The sequence below is a fragment of the Photobacterium angustum genome (assembly GCF_003026365.1).
GTDB lineage: Bacteria > Pseudomonadota > Gammaproteobacteria > Enterobacterales > Vibrionaceae > Photobacterium > Photobacterium angustum.
In genome coordinates, this window is the sequence record NZ_PYOM01000010.1 from 15,198 (window position 1) to 35,152 (window position 19,955).

The window sequence follows — 19,955 nt, forward strand, 5'->3', positions numbered from 1 at the left end:
TGTGTGTTTATTATTAAAGCTGTGCGAGCATACCTATATATGTATTATGTGACCGCAAAGAATATTTTTTTAAGTGGCTGGGGGCGTGCAGGTAAGTTTGATTGTTATGTTTGTATTATGTGTAAAACAAGGCATGAAGCAAGTATTGTTGCAGTGAATGCACGGCATCGTTCAGATCTGCAGCGAGTAAAAATACATTCAAAAGTCCCATTATCTTTAACCGAAGATACGTTAAAGGTTGGTCGACATATTCTTACTGCTTATATTGTAAAAGTGCTCGATAAAACGACAGAGCCTAAACTATTTATGCCGAATTATTTTCAATATAGATCTAAACCGAAAATACTAAAACGATAGTTAAGGTGTCTTATGGGCAGTATTTAGGATCTAATGCAATAACAATACGCTAAAGATCAGATCCTAAAGTATTTAATTAGTGATGTTTCACGCCGTTACGAACAATGTCTTTACCATTATCATAAACATCTTGGCTTAACCAGCGTCCGTAAATCAACTGCTGATTCTTATCAAAAACAGCGATGAAAGGGCGACCATCAGCGTTATTTTTAGCTAAGCCAATGCCTTCTACATCTTTTAAGCCTAAACCACCATTTTCAATTGAGATAATAAAGGTTTTTAGTTCTTCTAGCGTTTCAATAACGTCTTGTTCAATTTTCATTTGTTAATTACCAAATAGTAAAATAAGCGTAAGTTATTTATAAAATAACTTAGATCTGAATTTAACTCTACAATCTAATACTCTACCTCTGATGCTTTATTTTTGAAATGGCTAGCTATGTACCGGATAAGATTAAGTTAAATAAATGAAAGTTTCACAAACGGAGTGCATAAAAAACAGCCATATAAACATGATGATATGGCTAGAAATTGCTTGATATTAAAGGTTTTCATTGGCTATACATTGATTCGCAATATACTTTAATTCTGCCAATGGATAGCGCTTATAAAGCTCACTACAACTGTATATCAGCGTAATTGTGTGATCGTTTTTACTTAAGGCTCCACGTGTGATCGTTTCAAGCCAACTTAGGTGAGGGGGAGTCGGTAATACATCACGAGGTTGCTGAAGGTTTTTTCCTACTGTCGCAAAAGCTGCTGTATAACTTTGCCAAAACCATTGCAATGCTGTTTGTTGATCTTGGAAATATTGTAACAGTTCGATAAAAGCGTGAAGGGCAGTTATACCATGTAATAAGGTAGAGTTATTTGTCTTACGATAATACTCAACGACTAACTGCAATACTTTTTCTATTGTTATATCCACAGGAACGGGGGCAAGCTTTAGATAGTTAGGGCTCTGAGCGACTTCAAAAATACGCTGACTAATATTATTCGCTTCGAATGAGCTATTTGAAAAAGCATACGTCAGTTGCTTTAGTTGCTGCTCTGCGTTGTATTTCTCAGTTAATGATAATGGAGTAATGAGTTGATAGCTTTGATCCCAATAGGCTAATGCATAAGCGATCTCACGTTGCTGCTGGCTTTTTATCGCATAAGATAACCGTATCATGCACTGGAAAGCTTGTGTATTAAAACTAGCAATTAACCTTGGCATATAGGCGATGAGTGTTGTTTCTACACCATCATTTTTAATACGCTGTTCTATTTCATTCGCTTGTTTAAGAAAGGGCTCATTTCGAGCGACGTTTTCAAGTTGCGTTATATATTGATGATAGAAAAGTAATACACACTCGTCATTTGTCCCAATTTGATCAAGTGCAACTAAAGTCATTGGTAAATGATTACTGATCCCATTTTTATAGGTTGGTTGAAATTGTAATCCCGCTACAATTAATTCGTTGGTTAATAATGATGTTTTCATATATCGCTTCCATGCAATTTACAACATATCCAAGATTAGACGTTCTAAATAAGAGTGCCTACTCTTAATCGTTTAACTGATTGAAAAATAGTGATATAACAGCAGTGTTTTAGAAATATAGCATGAGTTTATTGATGAGGTTTCTAGTAAAAGTGATGAAATCTTATAACTGAGTAATAGCACCATACATTTGCAAACTACATTGTTCTATTAAGAGATGACTAATAGGTTGTAGTGTATGGCTTGGCGAATATTTTTAACGTTGATAGCGTGTGGTTCAATAATGGCTTGTAATAGTGATAATGCAAATGCAGTAAAGGTAAATACAACGCCTGAGCCTGTGCAGTCAGAATCGGTTGAAGCCCAAACGGTAGATGATAGCTTGTCTGAGTCTGAGTCTGAGTCTGAGTCTGAGTCTGGGTCTGGGTCTGAGTCTGAGATCTTGACTCAATCGGCTACAGAACCTGAATGCGACTTAGAAAGTGTTAATTTACTCGATTTTGTTCCTTGGCAACGTGAAGAAGGCTGGTGGGTTGGCGAATATACCTTTTTAGGGGCGGATGGTGATCCCAATGTTTCTGCGAGTTGGCCATATCGTTACGATCACTATCGCGGATTTATCCATTTAGAAGTCATTGGCAACAGTATTAAACAGCGTAACGTATTTTTGTATCCAGCTAAAAATTCATCTGAATGTGATTCTGTTGAAGATGTTGTTGGCTCTGGTATATGCGGTGATAACGGTAATGAAAAAGTCTTTAGTGCTGATCAAAGCGCGTCAGATTGTGATGGTAATTTATCTGGACCATTTGAAGCTTTTGGCATGACGTTAAGTACCACAACAACATTGATCGGTGATGATACTGTACTTTATCAAGTACGTTTACCCGATGGGAGTTTTACCCAAAATCAGCTAACAACACTACCACCGAATGATACACGAGTACGTACTGCCCAAGGTTTCTTTATGGGGGCATCAACATATGCGAGTTATTATCGAGAGCGTAAGGTGACAAAAGAAGAGTTTGTGCAGTTATTAGAAGAAACACGGCAAGAATACAATATATTAGAGCTTGATTATTGTGGTTATGATTCGGGTGGTAGCCCAAGCAATGTGTCCTGTGATGAACATTTTGGTGTAGCGTTAGGAGATTAAACATAAAGACCAACAAAATATGTTGGTCTTTATTTTTATAATTACTTAATACTGCGGCTCATTTCAACATTGCCATGAGCTTGAATCGATGTGCCTTCTGACAGTGAGTGAGCACAGCCGATAATGAATATGCTAAGAAAGGCTAATATAATCCAATTATTCATTATTTATCTCAGTTAGTCGTAGTAAGGAAGGCAACTTTACGCAGTTAAATAAAGAGATTCAAGTGGGCAGAATTTTGTGTGTATCATGAGTAAAGTAAGATGATTTATATTAATCAAAATATTGACGTTATAGATAAGAGAACCAGTTCGTTAAAATTAAAGAGTAGGTCTTGATAAAGACTGGAGCGGATAACGGGAATCGAACCCGTTTCTTGAGCTTGGGAAGCTCAGGTAATACCATTATACGATATCCGCTCTGTAGTTTTACCATAAGTTTTGCGAAGTGATGAGTCAATTAAAAAATAACAAGAAAGGTTAAATATTAACAAAATGAATTTAATACAGAATTACTGTAACTTATAGCAATTTGTATATGTATGATTTCGATTTCAGATATATATACGACATGGAATATTTAGTTATTATAAATCTATACCAATTCACTCACATTACATTTTAATAATATGAAGAAAAGTTATACAGGAAAGTTAATACTTCGTGTTCGATTATCGTCTGCAAGGTTTATGATAAGGAATCTTGAACGTGCAATACGTTTCTGTTTATCTCATCACTATAATAATATGGCAAATCGGCTTTTAAATCGTTTAGATACTGCTTTTTTGACGTTTGAGCAGTTATATAAGCAGAAAGTGAAGTAATTAATAAACGTCTTTTTCAGAGCGTTAAATAGTTTTTCGACTAAGATGCGAGCCATTCTCATTATCAAGTGTGATTTATGTCACATTTAAAGGTGTTATTCAAACCGAGATAAAAAAATGTCATTGTCCTAACAAAAAAATATCCTTGTAGTGGACAATGTCTTTCACATATTAAACTTGTACTATCTTACGTTGGATTTCAAGAAATGTCGTTAATTGCTATTAGTCGTAATAAAATTAAAACTATTCGAGATAAAATTAAAATCTGTGTTAAGAATGGTGATGTTGCAAATGTTTCATTATTGTTGTCAGAACTTGAATCAGAATTAAATATTTTTGAGTCATTATACTCATTACCTAAAGAAATATAACCAATAAAGGATTAATGGATTATTATATTTACGAGAGATATTTAAGGATAAATAACGTATTATAATTAGTCTGATAATTTATTGTTTATATATATGGAAAAGCAAAATATTGCCCCGCCAACAAGTGAAGATGCTTTATCTCGATTGAAAACGGCTTTTAAAGCTGGTGTTACCGCGACACTAGCAAGTATTTCTATTGGTTTTTTATTCAAGATTTGGCTCGCTCAGTGGGTTAATAAAGACGATTTAGCACTGTTTAATAGTGTGATAGATATCGTATCTCTTTCATTAATATTAATGACGGGTTTTCGCTCTTCTATGGTCGTGACTTATAGCCAAACGAATAATGATCGTGACATTATTAATATCTTCAGGTTTTGCTTGATCACGATTGTTCTCTTAACATGGGGAGTTGTGCTTCCATACATTAAACACGAACTACACATCAACGTAGGCTATTTTGAAATGGTTGGTGTGATATTTAGCATGGGAATGAAGGTTTATTTTACTAACTTGATAGCCATGTATCGCTTGTATGATGTATCTAATAAAGTGACTTGGATAGAGCCTGTTACGAATGTAGCGGGCTTTGTTATTTGTTACTACGTATTACACTTTACACCACTTGCCTCACTGTTTTATAGCATGGCGTTTTCATCGCTTGTTGCTGCCCATTTTATGTACTGGAAGCGACGTAAACAAATTGCGACCAAACCAATAAAATCGGTTCAACTTGATCCTAATATGCGTAACTATGTTCGCAAAAGTTTCACTGCCTCATTAGAAGCAGGGACGAGTATCTTGATGATTTATATCACGGTTTTATTGACGATCACGCATTTTAGCTTAGATGAACTTGGTGATTTCCAAGTCGTTGTTCGTCCGATCTTCACTTACATGACGATGTTATTTGTGTTTCCTATTTATCGTTTTGTCTTGCCTGAGTTAACCTTATGCATTAAGCAAGGTGATCACCAACAAATTAAAGCAATAAGGCGTTGGATCTTTCGTCTCGCAGCAATAGTGAGTGTGACATTTTTCCTCATCATGCTTATCGGTGGACGTGAAATTATAGGTTTTGTTTTTCCCCCTCAGTATCACGGGGCCGTTATTGTATTATTTCATTTTTCTATGTTCTTTATTTTTATGATGCTAAATGCTTACCAGTTAGCCTATATAAAAGCCCATGGGAAATTCACATTAAGCTTACTCATTCGTCTTAGCGGTATCATCACATTAATAGCAAGTTATTATTTATTATCGATATTTACTGCAAATGTCGTCGCTATTATTGTCGCATTATGTTTAGGTTATGTAATGATGTTCATTCTATCAACGATTGCTGAACGTAAAATATTAAACGGGTATAAGCTGGCTTTATCCAATGGCTAGCTTGTACTTAATATTGTATTGGATTGATTTAGGGAAAGAGAAAAATGGCTGGTATCACTGACTTGACAGAACTTCTGGTGAATTTACAACCAGAATTAAGCCTTTCGCGTTACATTTATTGTTGTACAGAAAATACTAATCTAGATGCTATTGCTTCTATGTCACCATTAGCGACATTTCGTGAAGAAGAAGGAATGACATTCATTTTAAGCTATGAAAGTGCAGTCCAGCATAATATTGAAATCAACAATGTGTATCGTTGTATTACATTAAAAGTACATTCAAGTTTGGAAGCTGTTGGTTTAACGGCTGCTGTTGCATCTGAGCTTGCTAAGCATGGAATTAGTGCCAATGTGATGGCAGGGTTTTATCATGATCATATTTTCGTCAATGAAAATCATGCCGAGCAAGCTATGCTAGCGTTAACTGAACTATCACAACGCTAGCATAGAAAAGATTTATTTAGAGTACAGGCGACATTCCATAGCTTTGACTATTAAGCAGCAGTAAACCAAGACCTATGAGCAATAAGCCGCCAAATAGCTTAAATACTAATGGGGTAAATGAATGCTGGTGATCAGAGTACGCAAGATATTTTGTTACTAGCTTTTTACCCGAAAGTGTCATCGTAGCGATCGTTGAAGTCGTCAGCGCCGTTCCCACAGCCATCAGTAAAGCACTCACTACACCTAACCAGTACATATCAACCATATTGGCAAAAAGTAGTGCTAATATCGCACCTGTACATGGACGAATACCAATACTGGCGATAATTGCAATATATTCACGCATATTGGTTGCTTGATTAATACTATCAGCATCAGCAAAGTGTTTATGCCCGCAACCACAATCACTGCTATGGCTATGGCTATGGCTATGGCTATGGCTATGGCTATGGCTATGGCTATGGTCATGTTTATGTGTTTTCTGTTTGTATAATTGCCAGCTTTGTTTTAAAGCTCGGTAAGCAACAATTACACCCAGTAATAACATGGCCACGAAGCTAAGTGTGATGAATCGGTCTGCTGCGCTATTAATTTCACGCATCGATGAATTAAAAAACACCAGCAGAACGCTAACTAGCACTATAGCAACTAAGGCTTGTAAAAAAGCAGAGATAACCGTCATGATTAAGCTTGCTTTTACTTTTGCGGGATTTGTTGCTAAATAGGTCGTTACGATCATTTTGCCGTGTCCAGGGCCTAATGAATGGAAAACACCATATAAAAAGCTGAGGCCTGCAAGTGAATAGATAGCTGCGGGGTTTTCTTTGGCGTCATAAAGCAAGTCACTCAATTGGCCGTTTATTTCACGTTGCCATTTTATGGTGCTAAGCATTAACGTTGGCCAGTTGTGCCAAAGTAAATAACCGACAATAATTAGAAAAGAGGCCACAAGGGTTGCGCCTAACCAATAGTTTCCTTTGTTCGTATGAGCATGTTGCTCGGAATGATGATGCTCCATGAGAATCCTTTAATAAGAGTTAGTCGGCTGATTGGCAATGCAGTTTTACTGTTTGAGTAAATAACTGACCAAGTGCATTATCGGGATCTGCATCAGGTGGTAATGACTGGGCATAAAGCATTTGCTCTGGACTTGGGTTAGGCTCAACGAGGTCAAAAGTACAGACTTTACTTAGCTCTGGCGATAAGATGATGTCGTTTTTCGCTTTCCAAGCCATATCAACATAGTAACTTGGTTCAAAAATAAGTAGTCGTAATGAATCTTTAGTTAATGGCTGAGGTTTAGACAGTGGAAGTTCAAATGTCAGTGTCGCTTTAGCGCGGTCTTTTGTTAATACCCCATCGGTAGCGATTTTATATTTGATTGGTTCTTGATCATTATAAAAGTAAGTGAAATAGTGCTCATTCATCATATTTTTCATTACAGAATCACCAACACGAGCAAGTGTTTCTGTTTTGCTTTCCGGCGACATATCTTCACCGTCCAGCATATATGCTGTTGTCATAGCATCAAAAGTCCATACCATTTTAAATCCTGTGATTTGTTTTTTATCACCTTGGATATAAGTTTTCATATCAATCCATGAGTGTGGATGAGCTTGGCTAGCGGTTGAAAACAAGGTTAAAGACGAAAGTAATATTGCAGGAAAAGAAATCCAACGCATAGAAAATGCTATCTCCATATTTACAAGCTTGGCACTATGTTTAAGCATCAAAGAAGAATAAGGTAATGTTATATTATAACAGTGCCTTTTGCTTGCTCAAAGTGAATTCAGTGCAAATAATCTTGAGGATATATGGCAATTAAGATTAGGGTTTTAATTCTGCGAGTAAAAATGCAGAAGTCGCAATAATAATACCACCAAAGATGGCAAGAAGTTGATTATGGTCAAAACCTGCAATCAGCGTTAACACTATACCTAGTGATATATATAGCTTCTGTCTTATAATCATTGAGCACTCCAATATGATGTAATTCTTTATTAATAACATGCATAGCGGTAGGTGTGTTAACGACATGTCAAATCTTAGTTGTTAGAATACACGTGGTTTAATTAATTGATTGATAAATGTTTTATATCGTTGAGTGTTTGTAGTTGTATAATTCTGTAATATAAATCTGTGCAGTAAGATAATCTATAAACTGGTATTTAGTTTGTAGATGGCACTAATTTTGAAACATGTGATACAGGTAAGGCTAAACTTGGTATTAGTGAGCGTTTTGATGAAATAAAAAACACCATTTCAAATTTTTCATAGCTTTGCCGCTATTTGCTGATTTTCAAGGTATAATAAGCAAAGAAGAAATAAATAATAGAGTAGAAGAAACTAAGTATGAAATTAAAGCTATTTGCGGCTGGATGTATGTTGTTACTGAGTTCATCAACATGGGCTGAAAAAGCAGATACACAACTCCCTATCCATTTGGAAGCAATTACACAAGATGTTGATGTTATCAATAATGTTACAACGCTAACTGGCAAGGTTGATATCACACAGGGTGGCGTTCAGATTAAAGCTGATAAGGCCGTAATAAAGTTGGACAGCAAGACAAAAGCACTAAAGAGTGTGGAAGTTTATGGTAAACCAGCTTACTTTCATCGTGTAATGGAAGATGGAAAGGTGGTGGATGGTGAGTCGTTTTACGGTATCTATACACCTACAAATAACATGTTGGTGTTAAAGGATAAGGCCAAAATAACTCAAAATGGCAGCACTATCCAAGCGGCTGAAATAAGCTATAACTTGGCTTCTCAGGTGATGAAAGCAAAAGGCTCTAAGTCACGCCAAGTAAATACTGTTTTACTGCCTGATAATTTAAATAACTGATGAGTAAAATAAGCAGTAGTGTTTTTTGCTCTTGCTTAAATTGACATGGATTTTGCACGTTGTTCAAAGAACTGATCAATGATCTTATAGAAAGACAAATAAAATAGAGAAAGAAGGTCGCTGCAGTGGAATTAGTACAAGTTAATGATTCAAACATATCCATTTATTTAAACTTAACTCAGGCATATGAAGCTGAGTTTTCACCACTGACGAAAAAAGTGCCTGATAACGATGGTAAATTTGCGCTTGATACGCCAATAGAAGGTAATGTACTTGGCTTTCTTTTATATTTTGATGGTGTGCCTGCGGGATTAGCAGCGATTGCTGACCATGGTAACTGTCATTATGAGGTATGTGATTTCTATGTTGTACCTGTCTTTCGTAAAAATAAAGCAGGTCAACGTTTTGCTCATAGCTTATTTTCAATGATGCCAGGTGAATGGGAAAGTAAGCAAATTGAAGGCGCAGTGCATGCGATTGCTTTTTGGCGTCGTGCGATTGGTGCGTACACAAATGAACAGTATGCCGAAGATATTTATCACGATAGCTACTGGGGTGATGTCACTCGCCAGCGTTTTACTATTTCGGTTTAATGATGATAGAAAAAATCAAAGGGAGCTAATGCTCCCTTTTTTCATATTGTTACCGTATTACACTTAAAACTTATAATGCCGTCATTAAGATTTTACGACTGATTTCTGGCGTAATATCGTGGTGTTCACTTAATGCGATCATGCCATGTTTTTTAAGGCTTTCGATAAGAACATCGATATCTTTTTCACCTAAGTCAACGTCAGTAAGTGTTGTTGGTACACCCATTTGTTTGAAAAAGGCGATGGTTTTTTCAATCGCAGCATCAATACGTTGATCTGCTGTTCCTGTTGTTAAACCAAAGATGCGCTCAGCATATTGCAATAATTTTTCTTCTTTTTCTTTACGACGTACTTTCATGACAGCAGGTAATACTATGCTTAGCGTACGAGCATGATCAATACCGTAATTACCTGTTAATTCATGGCCAATCATATGTGTTGTCCAATCCGCAGGGACGCCAACCCCAATTAAACCATTGAGAGCTTGAGTGGCAGACCACATTATATTAGCTCGAACGGCCAGATCATCGGGTGTCGCTAGTGCTTTTGGACCGTCTTCAATTAATGTATGCAGTAAACCTTCAGCAAAACGATCTTGGACTTTTGCATTAACAGGATAGGTTAAGTACTGCTCCATTGTATGAACAAAGGCATCAACAACCCCGTTTGCAACTTGGCGAGGAGATAAACTTAATGTTGTTTGTGGATCTAAAACAGCAAATGCAGGTTTTACGAGTGGTGAGCCAAAGAATAATTTGTCTTTACCACGCGAAACCACGGAACCACCGTTACTTTCAGAGCCCGTTGCAGGTAAGGTTAATACACAACCAAGAGGAACAACCTTAGTGACAGGCTCTTGTTTAAGTAAAATGTTCCAAGGATCTTCTTCCTGATAACAGGCAGCAGCGGCAACAAATTTAGTACCATCGACAACTGAGCCACCACCTACCGCTAGTAGATAATCATAACCTTCAGTTTTAACCAGCTCGACAGCCTTCATCAGTGTGTCATACTGTGGATTAGGCTCAACGCCTGAGAATTCTCCCCAATTAAATCCGTCTAACGCTGCTGTTACTTGGTCATAAACACCATTTGATTTGATAGAACCGCCACCGTAAATAACCAATACTTTTTTATCTTTAGGAATAGCTTGGCTAATTGACGCGATTTGACCTTGACCAAAATGAATGCTTGTAGGGTTTTGGTAGGTGAACTTATCCATTGTAGGCTCCGTTATATCGTTGTGATATTGATATTCTAATTATTGTCTTGAGATCTCTAGTGTAGAAGCGAACGTAGGATAAACTAAATACATAATTCTCTTTATTTCTTGCCTATTTCTATTTTAACTACATTGTTGTGTTATGTTCGTTATAGGGTAAACAGGTGTAGAATGACAGGACAATGACTGTTATGTCGAACGTCAATAAACAGGTTGATGGGTTTACAATGAGAGCTGAACTTAAAAGACAGCTAGCTATAGTTGCTAGTCAATTATGTGAATATTACAAAATATCAGACCAAACTAATAGGGTGCATACGTTGCTAACTGGTGTACGATTATTTCGTATTGATCGTTACCATAAGCTGACGCCACAGATGTATGAGCAAGGAATAGTTGTTATTTTTCAGGGAAGTAAAATAGGGCATTTAAATCAACATCAGTTTGGTTATGACGTTGAACAATGTCTTATTGTGTCGACATCTTATCCGATTACGTGTGAAACATTTGCCTCTCAGCAAGAACCATTAATGGGGATCAATATTGATCTTGATATTAATGTCATCAGCCAGTTAGTTTCTGATATGGGATTAGAATCAAAAAATTGGGGGGAGATGGATACACGCTGTGGTGTTTCTCCTGCACAAATGACTGAGTCAATGTACCTATGTATGTTGGAATTGCTTAATGTTTTGCATAATCCTCTTGATGCTAAGGTACTTGGCCCCTCGATTCTCCGCCAGTTTTTCTATTACTTATTGCAAAGTGAGAAAGGCTATTTATTGGCACACTACTGCGAGCAAGACAGTTCTTTAGCTAAAATTTCGGCCGTGATCGGTCATGTGCAAAAGAACTTTGCAGAAAAATTACATGTTAATGAATTAGCAGCAATGGCAGGGATGAGTGTTTCAGTTTTTCATAAAGTTTTTAAACAAGTTGTCACGGATCCTCCTTTGCAGTACATCAAAAAAATTCGGTTGAATCATGCAAAAAACTATATTTTGCAAGAAGGTCTTTCAGCAAGCCTAGCGTCTCAACGAGTAGGTTATGAAAGTGCTGCTCAATTTAGCCGAGAATTTAAGCGTTATTTTGGTGTACCACCTAGCCGTATTGATGAAATTTCAGATTATTCACGAAAATAATCTATTGATATCAATAAATATTTAACTAAAGTTGATTGTGTAATTTCAGGTATAATAGTTATTCTTTCTAGGGATGTAACTTGTTGTTTGTATACATAGTGCGGAACTTTAGAAGCGGTTAGTTGTCACATCGTCGTCGTGGAACGAATTATTATTAAAACAGGAAAATCATGCCTGAGTCTCAACCTAAAATTCTGATCCTATTTGCACATCCTTCGCCAAATCGTTCAGAAATCAATGTACCGTTATTTAATGCATCTAAAACTATTGCCAATGTAACGTGCGTTGACTTATATGCCGAATATCCAACCTATCGTATTGATATAGATAAAGAGCAACAACGCCTTCGCGAACATGACGTTATCGTGTTTATGTTTCCTCTCTATTGGTATTCCACACCATCGCTATTAAAAGAATGGCAAGATTTAGTGCTTGAATATGGGTTTGCATATGGCAGTGAAGGGAATGAATTGGTAGGTAAAAAATTCATTTGCGCTTTGACTGCTGGTGGCTCTGAATCGAGCTATCGTAAAGATGGCTTTAACCACTATACCATTCGTGAGTTATTGCAACCTCTAGAGCAAATGGCAGAGCTAACAGGTATGGATTTTCTAGCGCCATTTGCACTCTTTGGTGCGGGCATGGCGAATGAAGAAAACCGTATTGAACAGCACCTTAAAAATTGGAAACGTGTTCTGATTGCGATTCAAGATAATAAATTCAACTATGAGGTTGCGAGTAAATTATCAAAAATGAATCACAGCCTAGAATTAGTCATTAAATAGAAGAGACTACTATGACTGGATATTTTTTGCAGGCTTTCATCTATTTGGTGGCTGCCGTTATTGCCGTTCCGCTTGCTAAGCGATTAGGACTCGGTTCAGTGCTGGGTTATTTAATCGCAGGTGTGGTTATTGGTCCCGTTATTGGTTTAGTTGGTAGTGAAACCACAACGATTCAGCATTTTGCTGAGTTTGGTGTCGTTATGATGCTGTTTGTTGTCGGTTTAGAACTTGAACCTAAAATGTTGTGGGGTATGCGTCATCGCTTATTAGGGTTAGGTGGTTTACAAGTTGTCGTTACCGCTCTAACCGTTATGGGGATTGCTCATTTATTTGATATTGCTTGGTCTTACGCCCTTGCTATTGGCCTTATCTTTTCACTTTCTTCTACTGCGATTGTACTGCAAACATTCAGTGAAAAAGGACTAAGTAAAACGGAAGGTGGCAAAAGCGCATTTTCAGTATTGCTGTTCCAGGATATTGCCGTTATCCCAATGTTAGCTTTGATCCCTTTACTGGCTGTACCTGAATTAGTGGCAAAGTCTCAAGCCGTTGTAGCAAAAGCTGCAGAGCATCATGATGATCTTAGCCTAGTAGCGGGTCTTCCTGGTTGGGCTTATGCGATTGTGATTATTTTAGCTATCGTTGGTGTTGTGGTTGGTGGCCATTATTTAAGTCGTCCGTTATTTCGATTTGTTGCTTCATCTGGCTTGCGTGAGATTTTTACTGCAACAGCATTGATGCTAGTTATTGGTATTGCAGCCTTAATGAGCCTAGTCGGCTTATCGCCAGCACTCGGTACTTTCCTTGCTGGCGTGGTACTTGCCAACAGTGAATTTAGACATGAACTAGAATCTAATATCGAACCTTTCAAAGGATTACTATTAGGTCTGTTCTTTATTACCGTTGGTGCGGGTATTGATTTCAAAGTATTGTTTGATCAATTTGGCACGGTGATTGGCTTAACCATTGGTGTGATGCTGGTTAAGTTTATTGTTTTGTTAGTACTTTCTTTTATTTTCAAGGTAAAAGGCAGTGACCGTTGGCTCTTTGCGTTAAGTTTGGCGCAAGCAGGTGAATTTGGTTTTGTATTATTAAGCTATACCGTACAAAACAACGTGTTACCTGAGTCAATGAGCCAAACACTCTCACTGGTGGTAGCGTTATCAATGTTCTTAACGCCAGGTTTATTTATTTTATATGATCGTGTCATTTTACCTCGTTTCTGCGAGGCTAAAAACGAGCGTGAAGCTGATGAAATTGATGAACAAGGAAAAGTCATCATTGCCGGTATTGGCCGTTTTGGTCAGATTGTAAACCGACTATTAGCATCGAATGGGGTGCAAACAGTTGTGCTTGACCATTCAGTAACGCAAATTGACAACATGCGCCAAATTAACATTAAGAGTTTCTTTGGTGATGCGACGCGACATGACTTACTTCATACCGCAGGTATTGAAGAGGCAAAACTGTTTATTGTTGCCATTGATGATAAAGAGCGAGCAACAGAGCTTGTTCATTATATAAAGCAAACATATCCCCAAGTACGCGTATTGGCACGTGCTTATGATCGAGGTCATCATTATTCATTACGTTGTGCTGGCGCTGATTATGTGATCAGTGAAACTTACCGCTCTGCACTAGCCTTGGGCACGGAAGCATTGAAAAACTTAGGAGTGCATCCATTCAGAGCTGAACAGCAAAAAGCCACGTTTGTTGAAACTGAAGCTAGAAGTAAAGAGAAGCTGTATCAAACATGGTTAGATAGTACAGAAGAAGATCGCTTTAATACTTCCTATGTGGAATTGTTTAACCAATTAGAATCAACATTAAGTGATATCATGAAACAAGAGCGGACTGACAAGCATACGAAGTCAGAGCGTGGTTGGACGCCACCACCTAAAGTGTTTAATGATGAAGTAGAACAAGGATTAGTTGAAAAACATGACCACTAATAGGTACTTTCTATCATTTTAAGTCATAAAAAAGGAGCTGCAAGGCTCCTTTTTTATTGAGTGAATTATTTAATTAGAATATTGAAACAATGTCGAATGACTAGGTATCATTTATACCTATTAAGGATGACGGGGGATAATAAATAATCACCGAGATAAGCTTTTTACTTTAATGTTGTTATTATTAAGATGGTAGTGATTTAATGTTAACTAAGTCGAGTTATTTACATTTAGTTAAGAAAAATATAATTCTTTTTAGGAATGCTTTAGGTAACAAATTATTAATAGTTATGATAGTAAATGTATATTTAACTTTTTGAATATTGCCTTGTTAGCTATATTTTTATCTAATTGTATCATTGTGACTTTAAAAGAATCTTTTTTACCACCAACTATTCCTTAGTGGTATTTTGTGTGGTGTTTTAATTTTATAAATTGTAATTATTAAAAAACAGAACTACTTTGCTAGAATTAGTTTGAGACTATTACTTTCTAATAATTATGAAAAATTACTTAATCAAACCACCTATTTTATTTTCAGTACTTTGTTTTTCTAGTTACGCCAATATTTCATTAGCATCTGAAATTGATGACTTGATGTCGATGGATTTAGATGATCTCACAACGCAAAGTGTGACAGTAACGACGGCTGCAAAGAAAGAACAATCGTTAAGTGATGTGCCTGCTGCTATTTATGTTATTACCAATGAGCAAATTAAGCGCAGTGGTGTTCGCTCGATAGCAGAAGCCTTAGCCTTAGCGCCTGGAGTACAGGTGACTAAGATCAGTGAATTTAATTGGCAAGTGTCCTTGCGTGGTTTAAATGAATTACTGTTTAATAAATTATTAGTCATGGTTGATGGTCGTAGTGTATTTAGTCCTTTAATGTCTGGTACTTTTTGGCACACCATTGATGCTATTTTAGATGATATTGATCGCATTGAAATATTACGTGGTTCTGCAGGGACAATGTGGGGGGGGAATGCGACTAACGGTGTCATTAATATCATTACTAAAAATAGTAATGAAACGTTGGGGCAATTTCTTGAAGTCGCAGCAGGTGAATATAATTATAAAGAAGTTAGTTATCGTAACGGTTTTCAAATTAATGAGGTGACAACAGCAAGATTATCAATTAAAGGTGTTCAATCTGACTATTACACTTTCAATGATGATGAATGGAATAGTTATAACATTTCATTTCGCACTGATTATGTTGAAGATGACCGGTTTTTAACATTTCAGATAGGCGGTTATCATACCAAGTCTGAGCGTTCTGATTGGTATCGCTATGATATTTTAGAGACCCCCTTTAATCCTAATGATCCAATGAGTGTTATCGTTGGTTATAAAGCAGGATTGGACGACTTTTCTCGTGGCTTTTATAGTAATTTAAACCTAGGTAAAACGGTTGATGATACGCATTATGAAGCAACATTGTGGATTGATAGTAACTCAAGAACAGAACCTTCAGCGAATGGTGAATACGATACACTTAACACTGATGTGTTAGCCATCAAGCAAATAAATCCAAACAATGAGCTTACATTAGGCTTAGGTGCGCGTTATACCAAAATAAAAGTTCCTGAGAAAAAAGCAGACTTTTACCTTGGTATGGATCCATATCATCGTACTAGTTCGAGGCAAACAGAACGCGAGCAGATTTATAATGTTTTCTCGCAACTAGAAACCCAGCTAACAGATAAGTTCACTTCTAGCCTAGGGGTAAAAGTTGAACATTTCACTCGTAATAATACGACTGAAATTCAGCCTCAAGCGAGATTGTTGTATCGAGTTTCTGAAAAACATCAGTTATGGACAGGGATTGGGCGTGCTGTAGTTACACCATCTGCAGTAGACTCAAGCACCGATACATATATGGTGAATTGGCATAATATTACTTGTAAAACAGACAACTCTAAATGTGCTCCCCCTGCCATTATACTAACGTCAGGGGATATCAATATGAATAATGAGTCTGTAGTGACATGGGATACAGGTTACCGTGGTGAGATAAACAACTCTTTTTCTATAGATTCAACTATTTTCTTTAGTAAATATAAAAAGCTTCGTATGTTGAGTAATAAATATCAATTATGTAAATATGGAGAATGTATTGATGGCTCAATACTACCGGGTCAATTAGATATTTATGAATACAAATTATCAGATGCGCTAGAGGCTCAAAGTTATGGTGCTGAGTTAGCTATTTATTGGCAACCCACACAAAAACTTAATTTTAATTTATCTTACAGTTACATAGATACACAAGCTAAATGTAGTCCTGAATATATGTCATGTAATACCTATGATAATGGTGGATATAAAGGATTATATAACCACCAGCCTAAACATTACGTTTCTTTACAAACGATGTGGACTTTAAACTCACAGTGGCAAATTGATGGCTGGCTAAAGCATAAGAGCTCAGTATCATCGCCAATCGCTTTTTATAAAGCACCTGCGATAACGACAATGGATGTACGTGTTGCGTGGCAATACAATCAAGATTGGCCACTTGTTGAGTTTGTGGTTGATGGTTTAGGTAGTTCAACATATGAAGATTTACCGAATAAAGCACCACTAGAAGAAGTAGCATTTTTACGTTTTTCATGGACAAAATTGTAATGAGGCGGAATGCAGAGTAACTATTGCACCCCGGGTAAAGTTGTATTGAATAAGATGGTAGGGCTTCTTACAAAGCCTTACCATTTTTGCCGTTTGTACTTTTTGTGTTTTACTGCTGCAGTATTTATTTGTATTTATACTTTTGCAAATAAAGCCAATGCAGATAATGTTGCTGACTACGAAATATCTGCAGTCTATATTTACCGTTTTTCTCAGTTTGTTACTTGGCCTCAAGACAATAGAACATTAACCTATTGCACTTTAGGTACTGATAATATCGCGTTAACATTAAGCCGGTTGTTGAAAGCTAAAAATAACAAAATTGTTACGTTAACGAGCATTAGTCAGCTTGAGCAGTGCCAAATTGCTTATATTTCTAGGCAAAAAGAACTGGGTTTAACTCATATCCCAATTAAAGAAGGGGTGCTGACGATTGGTACTGGTAATTCCTTTTTAGCAAAAGGAGGGATGATTGAATTACGTTCAGTCAATAATAAAGTCCGCCCTGTTATTGCTATATCGAGTGCCAAGAAAGCAGAGTTAACCATAAGCTCAAAATTATTGAAAATTGCGATACTTCCTTCTCTTAATAGCCAACAACAAGGAGGAGAAAATCATGCGCAATAATTGGATGAATTCTCTTTCTCTTAATCAACGTCTATATTTGCCGTTAGTCTTTTTTGTTGTTGTACTTTTTATCGTTTTTCAAACGTTAAGCTCTTATAAATATATAGAGAGCGAAAAGCAGAATTTAGTAAATAGAATAACGATATTAAGTACGGGTATTGGCACGAATTTAACCGCAGCTATTCAGTTTGATGATGCGACAACAGGACAAGAGATTTTATCGGCATTTTCAGCCGATCCTATGATCGTATCTGTTTCTGTATTAACGGAGAATAATGTCGTTTTTGCTGGATTTAACAATACTGATAATAGGCATATACCAACAAATGATGCAGAAGAAGTCATGGTTAAAACGCGGGGATATGTTTTTAGTAACCAGTATTTATATGTGCAGATCCCTATTTACATAGAGAACACAGAGCTTGCAAAAATGCACATTGTTGTGTCTCTTGATAGATTACATGCTCTTCAATCGTCTCAGATAGAAATTAGCTTGTATTTACTAGTTATCTTAATTTTATTTAGTAGTTTTGTTATCCGTCGATTACGGCATTGGATGATCAGTCCTATCCGTCAACTGAATGATGCGATGATTAATGTGATTCATTTTAATCAAACTGAAATTGTACAGCATCAAGCCAGTTCGAAAGATGAGATAAGTGAATTGATCGATTGTTTTAATACGATGATCATTAAACTGAATCAGCGTGAATTAAAAATTAAGCAGACTATTTCTCAATTAGAATACGAGAAAGAATTTGCCGATGATGTGATAAGCACGGTACAGCATGCGCTGTTAGTTGTTGATCATTCCGGACGTATTATTTTAGCCAATGATAGTAGCTCGAAACTATTTCATGATTCCCCACAAGTTTTGCAATCTCAACATATTTGTAATGTGATTAAACCGATTGAGCTTGAAAACTTTCAAGATCAACTAGATCAAGCATTACAAGGCAATAAGCAATTTAGTCATGATTTAGTTAAAACGGTGGGCACAAAGGGAACTGCAATATATCAAGTAGTGAGCCATCCATTACAGCATAAAAACCAGACTTTATTTGCGCTAGAAGATGTAACAGAACGGAGTGTGGCAGAGCGACAACAACAGTTGGCAGCCAAGATTTTTGAAAACAGCCGTGAAGCGATTTTATTACTCAATAGTCAAGGTCATATTGAAATGGTAAATAGAGCGTTTTGTGAACTGATAGGTCAAGACCACGAAACAATTATTGGTAAATATTACCGTTCGGTATTAATTGAAACCGAAACGCTGCTTATAAGAAAAGAAATTCTAATGTCGCTGTCGCTAGATCAGCAATGGCAAGGAGAATGTTCATTCTTTAATCGTAAGAGAGGTGTTACGACACCATTACATTTAAAAATAAATCAACTTATTGATACTGAAAGTAATGAGAGTCAAATTGTTGTATTGGCTTCAGATATCAGTTCAGTAAAAGAAGCACAGCGTTTAGCGTATATTGCTCAGCATGATGCATTAACGCATTTACCTAATCGTGAATTCTTACACCATTATCTAGTAGAAGCACTAACTTTTCCTCGTAGTGATGTAATGGCTGTACTGTTTATTGATTTAGATGGCTTCAAATTTGTAAATGACTCTTATGGTCATGATATTGGTGATAAAGTTCTTCAAATTGTCGCTAAGAAATTAATGATGAGTGTTCGTCAAAACGATATTGTTACGCGTTTAGCTGGGGATGAATTTGTAGCTGTACTCAATCCTGTAAAAAGCCGTGAACCTATTTTGAATATAGGAGAGCGTATTATTAACAATATTTCTCAGCCAATTAATATTAAAGGTCACAGTATTAATATTGGTGCGAGCATCGGATGTTATTATATTGAACCTCAAGATGTGACGGGGATTGATAGTGTTTTACATTGTGCGGATATGGCGATGTATCAATCAAAGATGCAAGGTAAAGGGCGTATCACTGAATTTAATCAGCTCAAAACAGTCATATCTGCCGAATAGTGGTTTAGACAGTATTGCTTAAAATATTATCAAAAAGAGAGGGCGCAACTTTCGTTGCGCCCTTAGGTCTTACTTGCAGCCATCCTGCTACTATCGTGCTCCTTGCATCATTCCTTTGACTGCTGTGAT

Annotated in this window: 19 protein-coding genes and 1 tRNA gene; 12 read left to right on the forward strand and 8 right to left on the reverse strand. The window is 36.7% G+C overall.

The annotated features are described in order from the left end of the window. Positions 1-39 precede the first annotated feature (39 nt). On the forward strand, positions 40-357 hold the full coding sequence (locus tag CTN01_RS11640) for a hypothetical protein (protein WP_045084167.1): 318 nt from the start codon (positions 40-42) through the stop codon (positions 355-357). A gap of 76 nt (positions 358-433) precedes the next feature. On the opposite strand, the gene CTN01_RS11645 is transcribed toward CTN01_RS11640, so the two are convergent. Next, positions 434-679, reverse strand: coding sequence for a hypothetical protein (locus tag CTN01_RS11645; protein ID WP_005365946.1), 246 nt, complete (start codon positions 677-679; stop codon positions 434-436). 219 nt (positions 680-898) lie between these two features. Then, the gene (locus CTN01_RS11650) at positions 899-1,843 is read right to left on the reverse strand and encodes a questin oxidase family protein (protein ID WP_045149464.1); all 945 of its coding nucleotides are present in this window, start codon (positions 1,841-1,843) and stop codon (positions 899-901) included. 238 nt (positions 1,844-2,081) lie between these two features. On the opposite strand from CTN01_RS11650, the gene CTN01_RS11655 reads away from it, so the two are divergent. Continuing rightward, a complete protein-coding gene (locus CTN01_RS11655) occupies positions 2,082-2,999 on the forward strand; it encodes a hypothetical protein (RefSeq protein ID WP_052666673.1) in 918 nt (305 codons plus the stop codon). Between the two features lie 41 nt (positions 3,000-3,040). On the opposite strand, the gene CTN01_RS23110 is transcribed toward CTN01_RS11655, so the two are convergent. Beyond that, positions 3,041-3,163, reverse strand: a complete 123-nt coding sequence (locus CTN01_RS23110; protein WP_255418313.1) for a hypothetical protein — start codon at positions 3,161-3,163, stop codon at positions 3,041-3,043. Between the two features lie 181 nt (positions 3,164-3,344). Then, a tRNA-Gly gene (locus tag CTN01_RS11660) sits at positions 3,345-3,418 on the reverse strand. Positions 3,419-4,286: 868 nt separating this feature from the next. Between CTN01_RS11660 and CTN01_RS11665 the strand changes: the two genes are divergently transcribed. Both CTN01_RS11665 and CTN01_RS11670 read left to right on the forward strand, forming a co-directional pair. Next, entirely contained in the window at positions 4,287-5,585 is a 1,299-nt protein-coding gene (locus tag CTN01_RS11665; protein WP_045149462.1) for a lipopolysaccharide biosynthesis protein, read from the forward strand. 44 nt (positions 5,586-5,629) lie between these two features. Then, the gene (locus CTN01_RS11670; protein WP_045084172.1) at positions 5,630-6,031 is read left to right on the forward strand and encodes an ACT domain-containing protein; all 402 of its coding nucleotides are present in this window, start codon (positions 5,630-5,632) and stop codon (positions 6,029-6,031) included. A 16-nt stretch (positions 6,032-6,047) separates the two neighbouring features. On the opposite strand, the gene CTN01_RS11675 is transcribed toward CTN01_RS11670, so the two are convergent. The 3 genes from CTN01_RS11675 to CTN01_RS22780 all read right to left on the reverse strand — a co-directional run bounded on the left by CTN01_RS11675 (position 6,048) and on the right by CTN01_RS22780 (position 8,002). After that, positions 6,048-7,049, reverse strand: coding sequence for a nickel/cobalt transporter (locus CTN01_RS11675; protein WP_045149461.1), 1,002 nt, complete (start codon positions 7,047-7,049; stop codon positions 6,048-6,050). A gap of 19 nt (positions 7,050-7,068) precedes the next feature. Continuing rightward, positions 7,069-7,713, reverse strand: a complete 645-nt coding sequence (locus tag CTN01_RS11680) for a DUF1007 family protein (protein ID WP_230627057.1) — start codon at positions 7,711-7,713, stop codon at positions 7,069-7,071. A 145-nt stretch (positions 7,714-7,858) separates the two neighbouring features. Continuing rightward, complete coding sequence (locus tag CTN01_RS22780) at positions 7,859-8,002, reverse strand: hypothetical protein (RefSeq protein WP_045149459.1); 144 nt, start codon at positions 8,000-8,002, stop codon at positions 7,859-7,861. Positions 8,003-8,383: 381 nt separating this feature from the next. Between CTN01_RS22780 and lptA the strand changes: the two genes are divergently transcribed. Further along, positions 8,384-8,878 carry a lipopolysaccharide transport periplasmic protein LptA gene (lptA, locus tag CTN01_RS11685; RefSeq protein ID WP_045149457.1) on the forward strand — a complete coding sequence of 165 codons (495 nt, stop codon included), beginning with the start codon at positions 8,384-8,386 and terminating at the stop codon, positions 8,876-8,878. Between the two features lie 125 nt (positions 8,879-9,003). After that, on the forward strand, positions 9,004-9,471 hold the full coding sequence (locus tag CTN01_RS11690) for a GNAT family N-acetyltransferase (protein ID WP_045149456.1): 468 nt from the start codon (positions 9,004-9,006) through the stop codon (positions 9,469-9,471). A gap of 70 nt (positions 9,472-9,541) precedes the next feature. Here the strand turns inward: CTN01_RS11690 and CTN01_RS11695 are convergent, their stop codons facing one another. Continuing rightward, entirely contained in the window at positions 9,542-10,693 is a 1,152-nt protein-coding gene (locus CTN01_RS11695) for an iron-containing alcohol dehydrogenase (protein ID WP_045149455.1), read from the reverse strand. Positions 10,694-11,004: 311 nt separating this feature from the next. Between CTN01_RS11695 and CTN01_RS11700 the strand changes: the two genes are divergently transcribed. From CTN01_RS11700 to CTN01_RS11725, 6 genes are all read left to right on the forward strand, one after another. Beyond that, positions 11,005-11,835, forward strand: a complete 831-nt coding sequence (locus CTN01_RS11700) for an AraC family transcriptional regulator (protein WP_244156075.1) — start codon at positions 11,005-11,007, stop codon at positions 11,833-11,835. 170 nt (positions 11,836-12,005) lie between these two features. Then, complete coding sequence (locus CTN01_RS11705; RefSeq protein WP_045084178.1) at positions 12,006-12,620, forward strand: NAD(P)H-dependent oxidoreductase; 615 nt, start codon at positions 12,006-12,008, stop codon at positions 12,618-12,620. Between the two features lie 11 nt (positions 12,621-12,631). Next, a complete protein-coding gene (locus CTN01_RS11710) occupies positions 12,632-14,572 on the forward strand; it encodes a monovalent cation:proton antiporter-2 (CPA2) family protein (RefSeq protein WP_045149454.1) in 1,941 nt (646 codons plus the stop codon). A gap of 501 nt (positions 14,573-15,073) precedes the next feature. Further along, positions 15,074-17,200 (forward strand): TonB-dependent receptor plug domain-containing protein, encoded by a 2,127-nt coding sequence (locus CTN01_RS11715; RefSeq protein ID WP_045183280.1) that lies wholly within the window; start codon positions 15,074-15,076, stop codon positions 17,198-17,200. Between the two features lie 9 nt (positions 17,201-17,209). Then, positions 17,210-17,827 (forward strand): YfiR family protein, encoded by a 618-nt coding sequence (locus CTN01_RS11720; protein WP_045149453.1) that lies wholly within the window; start codon positions 17,210-17,212, stop codon positions 17,825-17,827. After that, positions 17,817-19,826 (forward strand): diguanylate cyclase domain-containing protein, encoded by a 2,010-nt coding sequence (locus tag CTN01_RS11725; RefSeq protein WP_107342161.1) that lies wholly within the window; start codon positions 17,817-17,819, stop codon positions 19,824-19,826. Before CTN01_RS11720 ends, CTN01_RS11725 begins: the two co-directional genes overlap by 11 nt. Positions 19,827-19,955 lie beyond the last annotated feature (129 nt).

What these genes read in the sequence shown, in the direction of transcription:
- CTN01_RS11640 (WP_045084167.1), top strand. Translation starts at nt 40, where the DNA reads ATGTATTATGTGACCGCAAAGAATATTTTTTTAAGTGGCTGGGGGCGT.
- CTN01_RS11645 (WP_005365946.1), bottom strand. Translation starts at nt 679, where the DNA reads ATGAAAATTGAACAAGACGTTATTGAAACGCTAGAAGAACTAAAAACC.
- CTN01_RS11650 (WP_045149464.1), bottom strand. Translation starts at nt 1,843, where the DNA reads ATGAAAACATCATTATTAACCAACGAATTAATTGTAGCGGGATTACAA.
- CTN01_RS11655 (WP_052666673.1), top strand. Translation starts at nt 2,082, where the DNA reads ATGGCTTGGCGAATATTTTTAACGTTGATAGCGTGTGGTTCAATAATG.
- CTN01_RS23110 (WP_255418313.1), bottom strand. Translation starts at nt 3,163, where the DNA reads ATGAATAATTGGATTATATTAGCCTTTCTTAGCATATTCATTATCGGC.
- CTN01_RS11665 (WP_045149462.1), top strand. Translation starts at nt 4,287, where the DNA reads ATGGAAAAGCAAAATATTGCCCCGCCAACAAGTGAAGATGCTTTATCT.
- CTN01_RS11670 (WP_045084172.1), top strand. Translation starts at nt 5,630, where the DNA reads ATGGCTGGTATCACTGACTTGACAGAACTTCTGGTGAATTTACAACCA.
- CTN01_RS11675 (WP_045149461.1), bottom strand. Translation starts at nt 7,049, where the DNA reads ATGGAGCATCATCATTCCGAGCAACATGCTCATACGAACAAAGGAAAC.
- CTN01_RS11680 (WP_230627057.1), bottom strand. Translation starts at nt 7,713, where the DNA reads ATGCGTTGGATTTCTTTTCCTGCAATATTACTTTCGTCTTTAACCTTG.
- CTN01_RS22780 (WP_045149459.1), bottom strand. Translation starts at nt 8,002, where the DNA reads ATGATTATAAGACAGAAGCTATATATATCACTAGGTATAGTGTTAACG.
- lptA (WP_045149457.1), top strand. Translation starts at nt 8,384, where the DNA reads ATGAAATTAAAGCTATTTGCGGCTGGATGTATGTTGTTACTGAGTTCA.
- CTN01_RS11695 (WP_045149455.1), bottom strand. Translation starts at nt 10,693, where the DNA reads ATGGATAAGTTCACCTACCAAAACCCTACAAGCATTCATTTTGGTCAA.
- CTN01_RS11705 (WP_045084178.1), top strand. Translation starts at nt 12,006, where the DNA reads ATGCCTGAGTCTCAACCTAAAATTCTGATCCTATTTGCACATCCTTCG.
- CTN01_RS11710 (WP_045149454.1), top strand. Translation starts at nt 12,632, where the DNA reads ATGACTGGATATTTTTTGCAGGCTTTCATCTATTTGGTGGCTGCCGTT.
- CTN01_RS11715 (WP_045183280.1), top strand. Translation starts at nt 15,074, where the DNA reads ATGAAAAATTACTTAATCAAACCACCTATTTTATTTTCAGTACTTTGT.
- CTN01_RS11720 (WP_045149453.1), top strand. Translation starts at nt 17,210, where the DNA reads ATGCAGAGTAACTATTGCACCCCGGGTAAAGTTGTATTGAATAAGATG.
- CTN01_RS11725 (WP_107342161.1), top strand. Translation starts at nt 17,817, where the DNA reads ATGCGCAATAATTGGATGAATTCTCTTTCTCTTAATCAACGTCTATAT.